At 67.9% G+C, this 16,096-nt stretch carries 13 protein-coding genes and 1 pseudogene; 7 read left to right on the forward strand and 7 right to left on the reverse strand.

The features are described 5' to 3' along the window. Positions 1-290: 290 nt before the first annotated feature. On the reverse strand, positions 291-2,141 hold the full coding sequence (locus V8683_RS23125; protein ID WP_411191866.1) for an ABC transporter ATP-binding protein/permease: 1,851 nt from the start codon (positions 2,139-2,141) through the stop codon (positions 291-293). 2 nt (positions 2,142-2,143) lie between these two features. Further along, complete coding sequence (locus V8683_RS23130; protein ID WP_411191865.1) at positions 2,144-3,025, reverse strand: extracellular solute-binding protein; 882 nt, start codon at positions 3,023-3,025, stop codon at positions 2,144-2,146. Positions 3,026-3,219: 194 nt separating this feature from the next. Between V8683_RS23130 and V8683_RS23135 the strand changes: the two genes are divergently transcribed. From V8683_RS23135 to V8683_RS23145, 3 genes are all read left to right on the forward strand, one after another. Then, positions 3,220-3,648: a TOBE domain-containing protein gene (locus V8683_RS23135; protein WP_411191864.1), complete on the forward strand. Its 429-nt coding sequence runs from the start codon at positions 3,220-3,222 to the stop codon at positions 3,646-3,648. Between the two features lie 29 nt (positions 3,649-3,677). Then, positions 3,678-4,298, forward strand: coding sequence for a nitrogen fixation protein NifQ (locus V8683_RS23140; RefSeq protein WP_411191863.1), 621 nt, complete (start codon positions 3,678-3,680; stop codon positions 4,296-4,298). A gap of 74 nt (positions 4,299-4,372) precedes the next feature. Continuing rightward, positions 4,373-4,807, forward strand: a complete 435-nt coding sequence (locus V8683_RS23145; protein ID WP_411191862.1) for a winged helix-turn-helix domain-containing protein — start codon at positions 4,373-4,375, stop codon at positions 4,805-4,807. Positions 4,808-4,826: 19 nt separating this feature from the next. Here the strand turns inward: V8683_RS23145 and V8683_RS23150 are convergent, their stop codons facing one another. Both V8683_RS23150 and V8683_RS23155 read right to left on the reverse strand, forming a co-directional pair. Then, the gene (locus tag V8683_RS23150) at positions 4,827-6,173 is read right to left on the reverse strand and encodes a DUF2325 domain-containing protein (protein ID WP_411191861.1); all 1,347 of its coding nucleotides are present in this window, start codon (positions 6,171-6,173) and stop codon (positions 4,827-4,829) included. A gap of 107 nt (positions 6,174-6,280) precedes the next feature. Next, entirely contained in the window at positions 6,281-6,775 is a 495-nt protein-coding gene (locus V8683_RS23155) for a hypothetical protein (protein ID WP_411191860.1), read from the reverse strand. A 231-nt stretch (positions 6,776-7,006) separates the two neighbouring features. Between V8683_RS23155 and V8683_RS23160 the strand changes: the two genes are divergently transcribed. The 4 genes from V8683_RS23160 to V8683_RS23175 all read left to right on the forward strand — a co-directional run bounded on the left by V8683_RS23160 (position 7,007) and on the right by V8683_RS23175 (position 11,923). After that, positions 7,007-7,465 (forward strand): zinc-finger-containing protein, encoded by a 459-nt coding sequence (locus V8683_RS23160; RefSeq protein WP_411192532.1) that lies wholly within the window; start codon positions 7,007-7,009, stop codon positions 7,463-7,465. 130 nt (positions 7,466-7,595) lie between these two features. Continuing rightward, positions 7,596-8,054 (forward strand): hypothetical protein, encoded by a 459-nt coding sequence (locus V8683_RS23165; RefSeq protein ID WP_411191859.1) that lies wholly within the window; start codon positions 7,596-7,598, stop codon positions 8,052-8,054. Between the two features lie 767 nt (positions 8,055-8,821). Then, complete coding sequence (locus V8683_RS23170) at positions 8,822-10,573, forward strand: ABC transporter permease (RefSeq protein WP_411191858.1); 1,752 nt, start codon at positions 8,822-8,824, stop codon at positions 10,571-10,573. A 12-nt stretch (positions 10,574-10,585) separates the two neighbouring features. Further along, entirely contained in the window at positions 10,586-11,923 is a 1,338-nt protein-coding gene (locus V8683_RS23175; RefSeq protein ID WP_411191857.1) for an ABC transporter ATP-binding protein, read from the forward strand. 245 nt (positions 11,924-12,168) lie between these two features. Here the strand turns inward: V8683_RS23175 and V8683_RS23180 are convergent. From V8683_RS23180 to V8683_RS23190, 3 genes and pseudogenes are all read right to left on the reverse strand, one after another. Then, a pseudogene (locus V8683_RS23180) lies at positions 12,169-12,273 on the reverse strand (AraC family transcriptional regulator); the annotation flags it as partial. Positions 12,274-12,327: 54 nt separating this feature from the next. Continuing rightward, a complete protein-coding gene (locus V8683_RS23185) occupies positions 12,328-15,093 on the reverse strand; it encodes a mechanosensitive ion channel domain-containing protein (protein ID WP_411191856.1) in 2,766 nt (921 codons plus the stop codon). A gap of 221 nt (positions 15,094-15,314) precedes the next feature. Then, positions 15,315-16,067: an IclR family transcriptional regulator gene (locus V8683_RS23190; RefSeq protein ID WP_411191855.1), complete on the reverse strand. Its 753-nt coding sequence runs from the start codon at positions 16,065-16,067 to the stop codon at positions 15,315-15,317. Positions 16,068-16,096 lie beyond the last annotated feature (29 nt).

A 16,096-nucleotide genomic window follows, 5' to 3' on the forward strand; every position in this document is an offset into this window, starting at 1 on the left:
CCGGTCGGCATTGCTCTGCCTCGATGTCGGCGCATGATCTCGTCATGCAACGGGGAAAGATTTCCTGGCAGTCCCAGGTTCGTCGAAGGGAATCTTGCTGACCGGGCCGGATAATGGCGCGATTCATTGCGCCGTAGCGCATCGACGGCTACAGGTGAGCCTTTTCGGGAGCACGAGCGGCGGTGCGCGCTTGATCATGCGGTGGTTGCAAAAAACGCGGGACTGCAAGCGCCATTCGTGCGCGCCTGCACCTCGCGGCGCATGCCCCACTGCGTCAAAGGTGAGCTTTTTCAGGAACCCGGCATGGCCCATGCCGTTACGCCGTCGCGGTCGATCGAAAAGCGCCGTGCGCCTTCCGTCGTGCGCGGCGCGTCTTCGTCGGCGACGTCGAAGGCCTCGTTGCCGATCTCGATCGTGACATAGCGGTCGCCATGCCGCAGCGCGTAGCCGGCCGGCGTCCCGGTCCACGCCCCGTCGTTCGCCGCGCGCAGCGCACGCGGAGACACCCGCCACATCACGCGCGTGCCCACGGCGAGCGAAGCGTCGCCGCACGGCAGACGCAGGCCCTTGACCGTCTCGATCTCGCCCGGCACCCGCACAATACCCTCGCCGACGTTGTGCAGGCCGAGCAGCTCGGCCACGCGCAGCGTAGCGGGTCGGGCGAAGACTTCGTCGATGGGGCCGGCCTGCAGCACGCGGCCCTGTTCGATCACGAGCACTTCGTCGGCAAGCAGCGCGGCTTCGTCGGGATCGTGGGTGACGATCACCGTCACCGCGTCGATCTCGCGTTGTAGCGCGCGCAACGATTGCTGGAGGCGCCGGCGGCGCGGCGTGTCGAGCGCGGCGAACGGCTCGTCGAAGAGCAGCAGCTGGCTGTGACGCGTGAGCGCGCGCGCGAGCGCGACGCGCTGGCGCTGGCCGAACGAGAGCTCGCGCGGCAAGCGGCCCGTGAGCGTGTCGAGGCCCAGGTGCGCCAGCCAGTAGCGCGCGCTGGCGGCGTCCGCGCTCACCGGAAACGCAAGCTGCTGCGCGACGGTCATGTGCGGGAAGAGGCCGTAGTCCTGCGGCATGTAGCCAATCTGGCGGCGTTCGGGCGGCAGCGCGCCCAGGTCGGTGCCGCCCAGCGTGACCGATCCCGCGTCGTTGGGCTCGAGGCCCGCGATGATACGCAGTGCGAGCGATTTGCCCGAGCCCGACGGCCCGATGATGGCGAGCCGTCGCGTGACGGGCCGCCACGCCACGTCCAGGCTGAACGTGCCAAGCCTCCGCTCCACCTCGAACGCGAGGCGCAAGGCGGCCGCCACGCGCACGGGTGCGGCCGGCGCGAAGCTGGCGGGCTCGTCGCCGTTGTCGTGCGAGGCCGCGAGCGCCGGGCGCACGCCGCGGCTATAGACGGAGAGCGCGGCGCAGACGATTGCGATGGCGAGCGTCGGCAGCAGGAGCGGCATCATCGCGGGCAACCCCTGGCCGCCGAACACGACGTATGTATAAACGGGCAGCGAGTAGGGATGGTACGCAACCATCACGGTGGCGCCGAACTCGCCGAACGCGCGCAGCCAGGCAAGCGCGAGCCCGGCGCGAATCGCCGGCCATGCGATGGGCAGCGTGACGCGAAGGAAGCGGCTGCCCGCGTGATGGCCGAGCGTGGCGGCGACGTCGTCGTAGACGGGATCGACGGCCGAGAATGCGGAACGCGCGGCGATGATCAGAAACGGCGCGGCGACGAAGGTTTCGGCGAGCACGATGCCTGTGAAGGAATCGGTGAGCGTCCCGCCGAAGAGTTGGCCGATCGCGCTATACGGGCCGACCAGAAAGAGCAGCAGCACGCCGCTCGTGAGCGGCGGCAGCGCAAGCGGCAACTGCACGACGAAGCCTAGCAGCGCCACCGTGCGCGAGCGCGAGCGCGCGAGCCAGTAGCCGAGCGGCACGCCCAGCACGAGGATGACGAGCGCCGCGACGCTTGCGCTCGCCACCGAAACGCCCACGGCCGACCCCATCGTGGGCCAGTCGACGCCCTTCCAGTCGGCCGCGCCGATCTGCGGGATGCTGGCGACGAAGGGTGCGCAGAGATAGACGGCGAGCAGCGCGCCGAGCCACAGCAGCGGACGCGCGGCGCCTGGCCTCTCGGCGCGTTGCTTCACGGCTATTGCGCGGCGTCGATCACGGCCTGCACCGAGGGCGGAATGGCCGAGCTGTTGCCGTGCACGGCGGGCTTCGTCACGTCCACGCCGTGTTCGGCGAGCAGCTTGCGACCCTCGGCGCTCAGCAGGAAGTTGACGAAGCGCGCGGCGCCTGCGCTGTTCGGCGCATTGTTGAGGATCGTGAGCGTGTAGTTCGCCTTGATGTTCAGCTCGGGTGCGGGATGGATCGAGGGGATCTTGAGGTCCGAAGTTTCGGTCGAGTAGAAGAAGCCCGCGTCGAGCTGGCCGGACTGCAGGCGGCCGACCAGCGTTTCCTCGGGCAGGACCTGGTCGGGATTCTCAGGCGTACCGAGCGTTTTCTCGACGAGGTCCGGCTGGTGGTAAGCCTCGGCCGCCTTCGTCATGAGTTCGACGGTGAAGGCGCCCTTCGGATCGAGCTTGGGATCGGTGCGGCCAAGACGCAGGCCCGGCTCGCGCAGCACGTCGTCCCACTTCTTCGTCTTGAAGTCGGCGGCGAAACGGCTCTTCGGGCTATAGCCGATCAACAGCGGCGACTCCGCGAAGTCGACGTACCACGAAACGTAGTTGCCGTTCGCCTCGCCCATCAGGTTGGCGTTGACCTTGGGGCTCGCGCTGATGAACACGTCGCCGCGCCGCAGCTTGCCCTTGACCTCGTTGGCAATCTTGTTCGAGCCGGCCGCGTAGCCCTTGAAGTGCAGGCCCGTTTCCTTTTCGAATGCCGGACCCACGCTCTTTTCCATGAGGTTGACGAGCGAGCCGGCGTACAGCACGTTGACGTCATTGTTGTCGGCCGCCGTGGCGCTCGCGCTCGTACCGAGCACGCCGGCGACCACGACCACAGAGGCAATCAGCTTGCGAACCATGTTGGTTTCCCCGCAGCGTTATAAAGGTCGATATATTACGCTGGACTCACGGCTCCCTGCACCTGGCCGGATGGCCAATTTTTACTATCACGCCTGTGCATGACGAGGATGCGCTTGTACACTGAATCTCCTCCATTCAACCCGAGCTGCGTTCGCGTCTTGCCGCGAGCGCGCGACCCACGAGGGAGACGCTCATGCGTACCAGCGCCCGTAATCATTTCTCCGGCCAGATCAGCGCGGTCAAGGCCGGCGCCGTCAACGACGAAGTGACGCTGCGCGTCGACGGCGGTCTCGAGATCGTCGCGATCATCACGCACGGTAGCGCAGCGTCGCTTGGCCTTGCGGCCGGCAAGCCGGCGTTCGCGCTCGTGAAAGCTTCGTCGGTGATCGTCATGGTGGATGGCGATGCCAGCAAGGTGTCCACGCGCAATGTCGTGGCGGGCCCGGTTGCCTCGGTCACGAAGGGCGCCGTGAACGCCGAGGTCGTGATCGCCGCGCCCGGCGGCGCGCAGATCGCGGCCATCGTGACCAACGAGAGCGCCGATCGCCTCGGCCTCGCGGCGGGTAAGCCCGCCTCGGCGCTGTTCAAGGCGTCGAGCGTGATCGTGGGAGTGGACGGGTAGGTCGGGCCAGCACCCGCACGTCGACGGCCATGAACGTAGCGCCGGTTCAACCGCCCGACTTCGAGCTTCGCGCCGCCGCACGCAGCGCCGAACTGCTGGGCATCGACAACGCGGCAGCGCACGCGCCGCCTGTCTTCGATGACCGGCTCTTCGCCCGGCTCGTCGCCGCGCGCGAGGTGCGCGGCGAACTCGCGCTGCTCGGACTGACGGCCGGGCAACTGGCGGGTCTCGCGAAGCGTCACTTCGCAGCGGATGCGGTGGTGCCGCTTGCGCAGCCAGCCGGGAAAACCCTCGCGAACGTCGTCGACGAAACGGGTGCAGCCTACGCGGCCTCGATGCGTGATTTCCTGATCGCTCACGCCGCGCCCGAGGTCGGCAGCGAGGACGCTCGCTGCCTCGCGGCTATCGTCGCGAACGCCTGCCTGCGCCCGGATCACCTGTGGCGCGATCTCGGTCTTTTCGGCCGCGGCGACGTTACCGCCATGCTCGAACGCTACTTTCCCGCGATGGTTGCGCGCAACGTCGAAGGCTTGCGCTGGAAGAAGCTGCTCGCTCGCGAACTCGCGCTTGCCGCAGGCGCCACGCCCGGACCGGCACCGGGCTGCCCGGGCTGCGAGGACTTCGGCTTCTGCTTTCCGCCCGGGCCATGAAGGTCAGGGCGAGTGCCGAAGTGTCGAGGGCTGGGCGCAACGGCGCGGACGACGCATCGTGTATGCTTGCGCGCATGACCCAACCCGCAAACGATCGTCCATCGACAAAGACGCCCGCAGCGGCGTTACCCGAAACCAGCATACCGGCGAACGCGGCGCAGGGCGGCCCGGAGGTGCGCTTGCGCATGCGCATCCTGAAGGAAGGCACGATTGCGCTTGGGCCCGGCAAGGTCTCGCTGCTGGAGGCGGTGCGCGAGCACGGCTCGATTTCCGCCGCGGCGCGCAGCCTCAACATGTCCTATCGCCGGGCCTGGCTGCTGATGGACGAACTCAATCGCGCGCTCACTTCGCCCGCCACCGTATCCGAGCATGGTGGACAGAGCGGTGGCGGCAGCACGCTGACGCCCGTCGGCGAGGAAATCATCCGGCTCTATCGCGGTATCGAGGCACGCGCGGCCGCGGCCTGCGCGCCCGAGATCGAGGCGCTCACGCAGCTCGTGAAACGCTAAGCGGCACCGCCGTCGCCGGCTAGCCGTGGCGCAGGCAGAAACGCGAGACGGGCACGGCGGTCAAGGTCGGCGCCGCATCGGCATAGAGCCGCATCATCAGTTCGACAAAACTCGCAAGGCTTGCCGTGCGCAGCGGGTGGTAAGTCACCTGGTGCCGTTCGCACACGCGCTTGAGCGTGTTCATCGAGTCGTGATCGACACAATCCACCGGAAAGACCGCGAGGTCGGCGCCCGCGAGTGCCGCGGCGAGCAAGCCCTTGCGGTCCTCAATGCCGCCGTCGTGCACGCCCAGCTCGCCGCCCGCCGATTCCACCCAGCGCTTCAACGCCTGGTGCGATCCGGGCCGGCCACCGACATAGACGATCCGTTTGCCCTTCAGCGCGTCCTGTGGCAGCGTGCGGGCCGTACCGCTCGCGCTGCCCGCGCCCTCGGGCTGCGCGGCCAGCTCCATCGCGCGGGTTTCCGCGCGCAGCGCGTCGATCAGGGCGTGGGCCTCGTCGAGTTGCGCGCGCAGCGTGGCCAGCGAGACTTCGTCGGCGGTTGCGCGCTGCTCGGCGGCTTCGCGGCGGCTCGTTTCGAGGGCGAGGCGCGCATCGCGCGCGGCAAGCGCCTCGCGCAGCGACATCAACTGTGCGTGCAGCGGTCCGTCTTCCTCGTGGTCCGCGCGCGTGGCCGCGCGAACCTGAAGCTCGGCGAGCGCCTCGCGTGTCGTGTCGCGCTCGCGGCTCATCTCGTGAAGACGCGCCTGCTGGCGCTCGGCTTTTGCCTGGAGCGTCGCGTTTTCCGCTTCGAGCGCGACGAGCCGGCGCAGGTCGGCGCGATTGGCCGCGCCGACGAGATGCGAGAGCATGTGCAGCTCGCCGAACGCGGCCTGCCGCACTTCCATCGTCGTCGCGGGATGGGTCATGAGCGCCCAGTAGGCGGGCGGGATGTCGCCGTTCGCGAGCGATTCGTTCCAGAGCGCAAGCACGGCTTCGCCGTCGCGGGCGGCGGTGAAGCGGCGCAATGCTCCCGCATAGCGTGCGTCGAGCGCCTTCTGCAGGGCCTTGCCGCCGGCGCCGCCTTCGATCGCCAGCTCGACGGCCGCATGGTGGATCTCGAGGTCGCTCGCGCGCTGCGGATTGAGCGGCGTGAATTTCGGCACGAGCTTGCGCAGTTCGTGCGTGCTGAGGCACGTGCCGATGATCGAGCAATGCAGATGGTGGTCGAGTTCGGCGAGCCGCGTGCGGCGTCGCGCGCGTTCCAGATCGGTCTGGCTTGGGCCGCAGCAGGGGGCGGCAACGCGCAGCGGCGCGCTCTCGTCCGGCTGCGCAGTGCCCGGCGTGCGGGCGAGGCGAAACGGCGGTGCGTGCGAGGGTGCGTGCATGAGTGATCTCTGATCCGGTGGAACTCCGGGCCCGGTTGAACGCCAGGCAGCGCGGGCACGCCGCGCCATGTCGACGCAATATACCACGGAATATAACGAGGCTCGGGCTACCGGTGGACTTGCCGCGCGAGCACATGCTCGACACCGAGGCCGACAAACAGCGCATCCAGCCGCTCCAGTTCGGCGAGGGTCTGCCGCATCGCCAGTATGTCGCGGCAGAACGCGTCGGAGAACAGGACGTCGCGGGTTCTGTCGAGCTGGCGCGCGTCGCGGATCGCACGCTTGAGTTCGCGTGGCCGGAGGCATCCGGCGTTTTCGCCATGTGGCGCGAGCGTGGCGAGGAGCGGTAGCAGCGAGGTGTCCGCCGGGGCGCAATCCGCATCCGGGGCGAACAGGCGGTTCAGGCGGCAAAGGCTGTCGCGCAGGCGCCCAAAGGCATCGATCACGTCGCGGATCAGTTCCGCGCGTTCGTGACCGGCCGCCGGCCGCAGCGCCGTGATGGTTACCTCGAAGCCGTCCGCCGCGCGCGGCTGCGTGCTCGACCAGTTCGGCCGATTTGGCCGATTTGGCCGGGCGGCGCTCGGGCGCCGGGGGCTTGCCAACCCACACCTCCATGCACGTGGAACGCCGGCCGCTACGACGGTGAGCAGCCTGGCGATATATCCGTAAGAATACATCGAATGCGGGAAGGATGAGTAGTGCGCTCATGAGCCGGCCAGCCGTTTCCCGGTATGCTTTCACCGGAGCGGCGGCCTGCCGGCCGCCTGCCCGGTTTCCATTTCCTGTTTCTTTTCATTCATGCAAACGTCGATTACCGCGAGGAGGCGCGCCCGATGCGCGTAGGCCGGCCCGTCAAGGCGCTGCCGCAGCCGCTGTGCGATTACTGCGGCGCGAAGGCGCAGCTCGCGCGTCATGGCGACGAAGCGTATCCGTATCGCGAGGACCACGGCCCGCTGTGGCTTTGCGCGGCCTGCGAAGCCTGGATTGGCGTGCCCGCGCGCAGCACGCGCAACGTGCCGCTCGGGCGCCTGGCCGACGCGGCGCTGCGCGACGCGAAGAGCCGCCTGCACGATGCGCTCGAACCGCTCGTCGCAGCCAAGGTGCGGCGCGACGGCGTGAACGCCTTCGAGGCGCGCGGCCGCGCGATGCGCTGGCTTGCCGGCGAACTCGGCTTCGATCTGCCCAATCCGTCTATCCACCATCTGACACTCGAGCAGTGCGAAGCGGCCATCCGCCATGTCGAGGCCTTCGTCGCGTCGCGCCGCGGCCCGGCGCAAGCCGGCGAGCGCTGAACCGGCGTTACCTTTTGCGCGCGCGAACGGCGCGCCTGTCACTGTTAGTTACATTCGCGCGTGCGGATGCCGCTCAACCTTCGGCGCGACGTGCCGTTATTGCACCAAATCAGTTTATTTAGTGCTCTTTATGGCCAGGACCATCCCCTTCCCGCGTCAGGCGCAAGCGGCTCAGGCCCGCCGCAACAAGGCGATGCTGTTGCCGATCCCGCGTGCGAGCGCCGACGCGCTCGCGCTCCAGGTGCATCTGGCGCTCGCATCGCTGCGCGACGGCGGCGCCGACCGCGACGCCCAGGCGCTGCTGCATGCGCACGTGCTTGCGGCGTCGATGGCCGAAGCCGGCTACGGCGCGCTCGCGCAGGTGCAGGTGTCGGCTGCCGATGCGGCGCTGCTCGCCTGTTACGAGCGCGGCCGCACGGGCGCCGGCTGGCGGCTCGACGGCGCGGAGTTCGATGCGCTGGCGGCCATCGTGACGATTTACGACGAGCAGTTGCAGCGCGCGCCGCTGTGGGTGCTCACGGAGGCGAGCGAACGGCTGGAACGCATGGGCACGACCGGGGCGGCGCAGCCCATGCGCAGGCTGGCCTGAGGCGGTATGCGGCAGGCATGCGACGTGCGGTCTGCTGAGAGCCTCCGGAAAGCAACCTGAAAGCGGTGGGAGCGAGGCCGTCCGCGATCTGCCCTCAACGCGCTACCTGCCCCGCCAGGCCGCGCCGTGGCGGCATTGGCACGGCATTTGACGCGCTGCGCAAATCGTGTTGACTTCCGGTGTGCAGCGTGACTAAAATTCGCCCGTCTTAACAAAAGGGGCTGACGCCTTGGACAGTAGCAGTTGTCGATCTTCGAAGAGTTTCGCTGCCTGACCGGCAGGACGTCCGCGCTCCTTTTCTCAAGCCGCCGTCTTGCCAGCAGGCAGATGGTGCGCGTCCAGCAGTAAATCCTCGTGCATCCTTGTTAGCGTCATCCAGACGCGGTTCGCGCTTTTCGCGTTCGCTTATGCGTTGCTAAGCGTCGTCGTTGCGTGCTGCATCTGGCTGCGCATTTGTCTGCGCATTTGTCTGATATCGCGCCGCATGCCGTTCCGGGTGCGCGGCACGGTTGGCGTGTTGCGCCCGTCAGCAGACGCCGGTCACGCCCCCTGCCGCCAGTTCGCGCTCGCCGCGCGCCGGCGGAACCTGAGGGCGCGCCTGCTTCGGGGCTAAAGCGAAGTCCGGCACGCATGGGCGTACCGGGCTTCGCCTTCCATCCAGTTTGTCAGTGCATCAACATGATCCAGTTCAATCGCTCTATGCGAACGACCCGCCGCGCGGTGCGCGCGCGTGGTGTCCAGCGTAAATACGGCACGGGAGGCCAGTAATGGATTTCGGCTTCAACCTGAACCGCACGGCCAACGCTTCGGCGTGGCGCGTGCTGCCCAATCGCTGGGACTTCATCGCCTTTCCGCTCATCATCTGCCTGATCGCGATGGCAGCCATCGGCTTTCATCAGACGCTCGCGCCGATGTCGACGCTCAAGACCCAGGTGATCTCGACCGACCCGCGCATGCTGCCCGAGTATGCGCTGCGCACCACGCTGCGCATGCTTGCGGCCATGGTGGCGTCGCTGGTCTTCACGCTGATCTACGGCACGCTCGCCGCCAAGAGCCGCCGCGCGGGCCAGGTGCTGGTGCCGATCCTCGACATCCTGCAGTCGGTGCCGGTGCTCGGCTACATCTCGTTTACGGTGACGTTCTTCCTCGCGCTGTTCCCGGGCCGCGTACTGGGCGCCGAGCTGGCCGCGATCTTCGCGATCTTCACGAGCCAGGCGTGGAACATGACGTTCAGCTTCTACCAGTCGTTGCGCACGGTGCCGCGCGATCTGGACGAAGTGTCGAAGGGTTTCCACCTCACGAGCTGGCAGCGCTTCTGGAAGCTCGACGTGCCGTTCTCGATGCCGGGCCTCATCTGGAACATGATGATGTCGATGTCGGGTGGCTGGTTCTTCGTGGTGGCTTCGGAAGCGATCACGGTGGGCAACAACACGATCACGCTGCCGGGCATCGGCGCGTATCTGGCCCAGGCCATTTCGGACAAGAACCTGGGTGCGGTGGGCTGGGTGATTCTCGCGATGACGGTCGTGATCATCGCCTACGACCAGTTGCTGTTCCGCCCGCTCGTCGCATGGGCCGACAAGTTCCGCATGGAAACGACGAGCTCGGGCGACGCGCCGGAATCCTGGCTGCTCGATCTCGTCCGCCGCACGCGGCTGATCCACCGCCTGCTGGTGCCGATGGGTATAGTGCTCGCCACGCTCGCGCGCATTCCCATTCGCGTGCAACTGCCGAAAGCGATGCCCGTGGTGAGCACGAAGCGCAGCAAGGCCACGGTCGTCGGCGACATCGTCTGGGGCATCCTGGTCCTCGCGCTGACCGTGTACGTGGTGTGGCGCGTGGTGGCCTACGTGCGCACCGGCGTGACGCTCGACGAAGTGGGTCACGTGCTCGTGCTCGGCCTCATTACGCTCCTGCGCGTGTTGCTGCTGATCGTGATCGCCTCGGTGATCTGGGTGCCCATCGGTGTGCTGATCGGCCTGCGCCCCGCGCTCGCCGAGAAGATCCAGCCGCTCGCGCAATTCCTGGCCGCCTTCCCGGCGAACCTGCTGTTCCCGGTGTTCGTGATCGTGATCGTGAAGTTCCACCTGAACCCGGATATCTGGCTCTCGCCGCTGATCGTGCTCGGCACGCAGTGGTACATCCTGTTCAACGTGATTGCGGGCGCGAGCGCCTATCCGAACGACTACCGCGAAGTGGCGACGAACTTCGGCATTCGCGGCTGGCAGTGGTGGCGCAAGGTCATGCTGCCGGGCATCTTCCCGTACTACATCACGGGCGCGATCACGGCGTCGGGCGGCGCGTGGAACGCGAGCATCGTTTCGGAGTTCGTCCAGTGGGGCGACACGAAGGTGCAGGCGCACGGTCTGGGCGCCTATATCGCGCAGACCACGGCCGCCGGCGACTTTCCGAAGATCATCCTGGGCATTGCCGTGATGTCCCTGTTCGTTACGCTGTTCAACCGTACGTTGTGGCGTCCGATGTACGCCTACGCCGAGTCCAAGCTGCGCCTCGACTGAGAGTAGACCGAAATGCTGAATTCCAAGACTGTTTCTCCCGACCTGATCGCGCCGACGCGTCCCGCCACCGGTGCGGAGGTTCTCTCCGTGCGCAACGTCTCGCGCGGTTTCGCGAAGACCGAAGACGAACGGCTCGTGCTCGAAGACGTGAACCTCTCGCTGCGCGAGGGTGAGATCGTCGGGCTGCTGGGCCGTTCGGGCTCGGGCAAGTCCACGCTCCTGCGCATCATCTCGGGCCTCATCGAGCCGAGCGGCGGCGAGGTGGACTGGCTGGGCAAGCCGCTCGACGGTCCGGCCGAAGGCGTTTCGATGGTGTTCCAGACCTTCGCGCTGTTTCCATGGCTGACCGTCCTGCAGAACGTGGAAGCGGGCCTCGAAGCGCAGGGCGTGGCGGCTCGCGAGCGCCGCGAACGTGCGCTGGCCGCCATCGACCTGATCGGTCTGGACGGTTTCGAGAACGCTTACCCGCGCGAGCTTTCGGGCGGCATGCGCCAGCGCGTGGGCTTTGCGCGCGCGCTCGTGGTCGATCCGTCGCTGCTGCTGATGGACGAACCGTTCTCCGCGCTCGACGTGCTGACCGCCGAAACGCTGCGTACCGACCTGCTCGACCTGTGGACGCAGGGCCGCATGCCGATCAAGTCGATGCTGATCGTCACGCACAACATCGAGGAAGCGGTGTTCATGTGCGACCGCATTCTCGTGCTCTCGTCGAACCCGGGCCGCATCGTGGCCGAGATCAAGGTGCCGTTCAAGCATCCGCGCAACCGTCTCGACCCGGTGTTCCGCAAGCTCGTGGACGACATCTACGCGAAGATGACCGCGCGCGAGACGGCCGCCTCCACGCCGAGCCAGCTCGAAGTGGGCAGCCGCCTGCCGAACGTGTCGACCAACATCATGGCCGGTCTGATCGAGACGCTCGTGGCCGCGCCGTACCACGGCCGCGCCGACATGCCGGAAATCGCGCGCACGCTGCATCTGGAGGTGGACGACCTGTTCCCGATCGCCGAAATGATGCAGTTGCTGGGTTTCGCGGACGTGCGCGAAGGCGACCTGCTGCTCACGCCGCCGGGCCGCGTGTTCGCCGAGTTCGGCACGCAGGAGCGCAAGATGATGTTCGCGGATCACCTGTTGCGCAACGTGCCGCTCGCGGCGCGCATCAAGAAGGTGCTCAACGAGCGCCCGGGGCACCGCGCGCCGCGTGTGCGCTTCGAGCAGGAGCTGGAAGACTTCCTCTCCGACGGCGCCGCCGAAGAGACGCTCGACACGGCGATCGACTGGGGCCGTTACGGCGAGATCTTTTCGTACAACGACCAGTCGGAGATCTTCAGCCTCGAGGACGTGGAAGGCTGATCCGATCGTCGCAGGAGCCGGCCGGCTCTTGCCGTTCACCGAAGGCGCCCGCAGGGGCGCTTTTTTTTGCGCTTTCTCTTATCGAACGGTGAGCTTCTTCGGGAGATACCGCGCGGCTTGTGCACTGCATCGTGGCGCCGCGCGTAGGTCATTGATTGGACTGGAAAGTTCGCCACGCCGGGCGATGCGCGAGGTGGCCCGCTGTGGCTTGAGGTGAGCGTTTTCGGGAGCGAGACCCCGCGCCGTCACTTCAAGCGGCTGTTGCGCCAGCTACGCGGCGTCATGCCGAAACGCGAACGGAACCAGTCCGTGAAGGAGCCTTGCTGCGTGTAGCCCAGCAGCGACCCAACAGCGACCCAGCAGCGCCGAAACGCGCCCGGCACCTTGCGTGTGCCGGGCACGGCTCAGGACGGCTTGCGGCCCGCGCCGCGACCGTCGCCCGACGATCCGTTGCGCGACGCCTTTTCGTCCTGCGCAGAGGGTTGCGCGCGGCGCATGCCGCGCGCCATGTCCTCGTGCGAACTGCCGACGTCGTCTCCTTCGTCGGCGTTCTCGGGTCGGCGGCCTTCGACATCGACGCCATCCGGCATGCCCACGAGGAAATTACGCTGCGGGTTCGCCAGTTCGATGCCGCGTTCCGTGAAACGCAGCAGCACGCGGCGGTTGAACTCGCGCTGCACGCCCCAGCGCCCCGAGTCCTTGCACTGGATCTGGCCCACGAGGGTCACGCTCGCGCCATCCACCTGGTCCACGCCCCAATAGGCGAAGTCGCTGAGGATGCCTGACTTGTAGGCGTCTTCGTTGCGCAGTTCGGCACCGATTTCCTTGAGCGTGTCGATGGCGCGCTGCAGGTCCGCGCCATGCGCGATCATCACCTTCACCGCCGCATTGCCGATGCCGCGGTTCGTGTTGTTGACCGTCGTCACCGAACTGAACGGCACCGTGTAGAGCGAGCCGTCGCCGCCGCGCAGGCGCACGGTGCGGATCGAGAGAAACTCGACCGTGCCCGAAACGCCCGCCACCGTGACCCAGTCGCCGACCTGCATGGCGTTTTCGGTAAGCAGGAAGATCCCGGTGATGAAATCCTGCACGAGTTTTTGCGAGCCGAAGCCGAGCGCGACGCCGAAGATACTTGCGCCCGCAACGAGCGGCGCCGTGTTCACGCCCAGTTGCGAAAGCGCGGTGAGCCCGACGATGACGAAGATCGAGACGAAGAGCGAGGTGCGGAACATCGGCAGCAGGGTACGCAGGCGGGCGGCGCGCACGTAGTCTCCGGCATCGGTCCAGGCTTGCAGGCGGCGGTCGGCGGCGGCGTTCGCGGCCTCCCAGATCACCACGGCGACGACGATGGCCACGAAGATCGTCACGATGGCCGAGCCGAGCAGACGGCCGATGGGCGCATTCACGATCAGGCGGCCCGGATGCAGGCCCCAGATGTGCATCAGCACGTCGAGCATGACGAGCCCGATGACGGCCAGCGCGAGCCGCCGCAACGCGGGGTAGTAGCGGTAGGCGCGGCGGCGGCCGACCGACATGTCGTCGCGGTTGCCTTGCGGATCGAATACGCGGCCGAGGGCGCCCAGCACGACGATGGCGACCACGCGCCCAATCAGCAGCACGACGAGCGAGATGCCGCCCGCGTGCACGAGTTCGCGATAGCCGCCGCGCAGATCGAGGGCCCAGACGAGCCACAGCGCCATCACGACGAAGATGCCGACGCCGGCCCAGATGTCGGCGAACCAATGCGTGAGGTAGGCGAGCGAGCCGTTCTTCGGCGCCCAGCGGCGGATGGCGGCGGCCACCGGCCGGTAGCACTGCAGGATCATCACGGCGAGCGCGAGGTGACCGATCAGCGCGACGATTTTCACGAGGGCGAGATGGGCATCTTCGGTCATGCCGAGCGGCACCGCGGCGTTCAGTATCCCGCCCAGGCCGCCGATGACGACGATACGCACGGTCCAGCGCTGCGCGAACGCGGCAGCGGTGTCGGAGAACGGCACGAGGCGCAGGGCTTCGGCGTCGGGCGCGAACAGCAGCGCGCCCACGGCGATCACGATGCGGCAGATCACGTAGGTATCGACGAGTTCGCCGACGGCCGCCGCCGCGGACGCATCGTCCGGACCGAACAGCGAGAGCACGCCTGCCGCGCACAGGCCAAAGGCGAGCACCGGCAGTAGTTCGAGCGAGGCGAGCAGGAGCGCCGCGGGCAGACGCTGCAGGCGCTTCCAGTGGTGCGCGCTGCGGTTGCGCAAGCGGGTGGCGAGCGACGTGGCCTCGGCCGTGGCGTCCTCGGTGGCGGCGGCAGCGGCGAGGGTGGCGCGGGCAGCGGCGCTGGCGCCGGCATTGGCGTTCGGGCCCGCATCCGGATCGCCGCCGGCAGCGGCCGTGGGATCGGCGGGTTCCATGCCGGCGGCAGCGCGCAGGGCGTCTTCCCGAGCTTCCTGGGTCTCCTGAGCATCTCGCGCGGCGTCGGGCGTGGGCGTCGCGCGCCTGCCCTCGTGCCCGTTTCGCGTAGCCGCGGCCTCGGCATGCGCAATGATCGCCCGATGCGGCCTGCCGATGAAGCGGCGCACGAGGGCATCCACGAGCAGCGCGGGCACGAGCGTGAGCAGCAGCACGCGCAGCAGGCCGAGCAGCATGGCGTGCCCTTCCGGTGTGCCGAGCCGTTCGGTCCACCACGAGCGCGCCGAGCCGACATCGAAGAGCGCCTTGCGCGCGTGGATCAGGCGTTCGCCGAGCATCTGCGCGCCGTGGGCGGCGTGCCTCGCGATCTGCAGCACGAGCCCGTTCGAACGCAAAGCGTCGTCGAGGGCGGCGGAGGCCGCCGTGGGTGCCGAGGCGGAAGGGGTGGCGCTCGCTGCCGCGGCGGCCGGCGCGGGGGCCGAAGCGGGCGTGGCCAGCGCGCCGGCCGCTGCGATGGCGCGCAGCGTGTCTTCCACGCGGTCGCGCTGGGCCGGGTCGTCGAGCACCTGCAGCGCGGCGTGCGCCTGGGCAGGGGTCAGAGCGACAGGGGCGGCGGGGTTGGTGGGCCTGGCCGTGGAGGCAGGCGCGGCGGCGGACGGCGCGGCCCCGGCGGCATTCATCCAGAGCGGACACGCAAGCGCCGCGAGGGACAGGATGCATAGGGCGCACAGGGCGCGCAGGCGAGAAAAACGGGAGATCCTTTGCATGGGAGAAAACGGGTCGGGCGTCGAAGACATCGGAGGATGCGGAAGCCACAGCAACGCCGTAGGCCATTCCGCGCGGTCATTCGACATGCGATTGCAAATTTCGTGCCCCGGGATTCGGGGCATCGGGGCGCTTAAACGTAACTGGGCGTAACCGGGCGCAATGACGCACAACGACGAGCGAGTGTGTACTCACTTTAACGCATGCGCAGCGCCGGCGGCAGTTAGCTCGCTTCGTTCTCGCGCCACGTCGCGAGTATGCGCTGCTTTGCTTCCATGAGCGCCCCGGCATGCGCTTCGACGTGCTGGCGGATGCGCTCGGTCGGCCCGCCTACCGAAATACCGTAGAGATCGCTGCCGAAGTCGAGCGCCACGGCCACTGCCGAAAGCTCCGGCGCGCTTTCGCCGATGTTCGCGCACCAGCCGCGCGCGTGCGCTTCGGCGGCCTGATCGACGAGCGTGGCGAGGTCGCCTGTCGTGGCTTCGGTGAGGCGCTCGAAGACGAGCTTCGCCCCGAGCGCCTGCTGGGTCCCGGCATCGAGCTCGCCGAAGATCGCCTTGCCGATCGAATTCGCGTGCAACGGCCGCAGCGCGCCGGGCGGCGGCGCATAGCGCACGGCTCGTTCCGATTCCACCACGTCGAGGTAGACCACGGCTGTGTCGTGCAGCTTGGCGAGTACGGCTGTCTCGCCGGTTGCGTCGCGCAGCTCGACGAGGTGCGGATGGAGCATCTCGACGACGGGATCGACGGCGTCGATGGCGTTCGCAATCAGTTGCAGCCGGCGGGTCGGATAGTAGCCCCCGCGCTTGCGCACTTCGTAGAGATAGCCCCGGCTCACCAGCGTACGCACGAGCGCGAGGCAGCTCGACGCAGGCACGTTCAGAAGCCGCGCCAGTTCGGTAAGCGGCAGGGGCCGCTGTTCGGCGGCGAAGCGCTCGAAGAGATCGAGCGTGCGGGCAACGAGTTTGACGTCCATGAGGGGTGGGGCAGTTGAACGCAAGGCGG

Source organism: Paraburkholderia sp. AV2 (genome assembly GCF_054968425.1).